Genomic DNA, 1701 nt, shown 5'->3' with positions numbered 1-1701 from the left:
TTGACACTCTCCGGGCTAAAGCCGCGGAGATTCTACATTCTACGTCAGAATTTGCTCTAGCAGGTTTTCGCCAACCAGAACAGAGATCCCAACTCCTGTAGCGTGACTTCGGGGATGCCCTCCCCTAGCTTGCTTGGCAAGATTTAAAATATTCACTGCTGCATTCACATCTCTCTGCAACTCGCAGCCACAATTACATTTATGGGTACGAGTTGAAAGAGATTTTTTGACAATCGCACCACAATTACTGCATTTTTGTGATGTGTAATGTGGAGCAACAGCAACAACAACACTGTTAAACTTAACAGCAAAATATTCTAGCCATTGACAAAAAGTAGACCAAGCTGCATCATTAATTGACTTAGCAAGACAATGATTTTTTACCATGTTCTTAACTTTTAAATCTTCATAGGCGACTAAAGCGTTAGCTTTGTTTACGTTACGCGCAATTCTCTTTGCGTGTTCATTCCGTTGCCTACTTACTTTTAAATGTTTTCGAGCATATCTTTGTCTTGCTTTGCGTCTTTGGTTTTTACCTTTTTCCTTGGTGTAAATACGACGTTGAGCGTGTTTGATAGATTGTTCTGATTTCCTGAGAAACCTGGGATTAGGTTCATGGTATCCGTTGGAATCAGAGTAAAAATACTCCAGTCCTACATCTAAACCAATTTCACCATCAGCCATTCTGGGTTCTTGTTTCACTTCTGTATCTACACAGAATTGAACATAGAAGCCATCAGCACGTTTAACAATCCTGACTCGTTTAATTAACTTGATAGGATATGTATGAATATCCCATTTACCCAGTAATTTAAGCTCACCAATACCTTTTTTATCAGTAAAGGTGATGCGTCTTTTAGTTGGGTGTAATGACCATCCAGATGTTTTATATTCAACTGAACGGTTATCTTTTTGAAAATGTGGATACCCTTTCTTTCCGGCAACTTTCTTTTTACAGTTGTCGTAAAATCTCTGAATTGCTTGCCATGCTCTTTCGGTTGCAGATTGACAAGCCATTGAATTTAATTCTTCTACAAAACTAAACTCTTTTCGTAGTGCTGTTGAGTAGTTATTTAATGCAATTCTGTTAACTTTTGCTTCTTTTGGGCTATCCATCCAATAGCGGATAGCTTTGTTTCTGACAAACTGAGTTGTCCTGATTGCTTCGTTAATAGCTTGTTTTTGTTTTTGGTTGCATTTGGCTTTGTACTCTAACACCAGCACTACTTAATCACCTCCTTGAGTTTTAGATATTGTCTAATATACACTATCTATATACACCAAGCAAAGGTAATTTCCAAAATGGCTAAATTTTCTCCAGATGAGTACAGACATGAAGGTAACGCGGTTTCATTACTTAACTACCACTTTGTTTTTATACCTAAACGCCGGAAAAAAGTTCTCACTGGAGCAATAGCGGAGCGACTTCAGCAGATTATCTGTGATGTTTGCAATGAGAATAGATGGTGAATTATCGCAATGGAAATTATGCCAGACCATGTACATTTATTCATCAATGCCAAACCCACCGACAACCCATCTCAAATCATGAACAAAATCAAGGGAAGGGCATCTTGTTTCTTGAGAAAAGAATTTCCTGAGTTACTGAAACTTCCTACTTTGTGGACTCCTAGTTATTTTGTTAGCACTGCTGGTAATATTTGTACGGAAACAGTTAAACACTATATCGCCCTACAAAGA

At 38.1% G+C, this 1701-nt stretch carries 1 protein-coding gene and 1 pseudogene; one reads left to right on the top strand and one right to left on the bottom strand.

The annotated features are described in order from the left end of the window. Positions 1-39: 39 nt before the first annotated feature. On the bottom strand, positions 40-1224 hold the full coding sequence (locus H5968_RS26250; RefSeq protein WP_187042073.1) for an RNA-guided endonuclease TnpB family protein: 1185 nt from the start codon (positions 1222-1224) through the stop codon (positions 40-42). Between the two features lie 78 nt (positions 1225-1302). Here H5968_RS26250 and tnpA point away from each other — a divergent pair. Then, positions 1303-1701, top strand: a pseudogene (tnpA, locus tag H5968_RS26245) (IS200/IS605 family transposase); the annotation flags it as partial.

Origin of the sequence: Sphaerospermopsis sp. LEGE 00249, assembly GCF_014299995.1 — a bacterium.
Taxonomy (GTDB): domain Bacteria; phylum Cyanobacteriota; class Cyanobacteriia; order Cyanobacteriales; family Nostocaceae; genus Sphaerospermopsis; species Sphaerospermopsis kisseleviana.
Note: the sequence above shows the minus strand (reverse complement) of the source record. Positions and strands in the feature narration are given on the sequence as shown.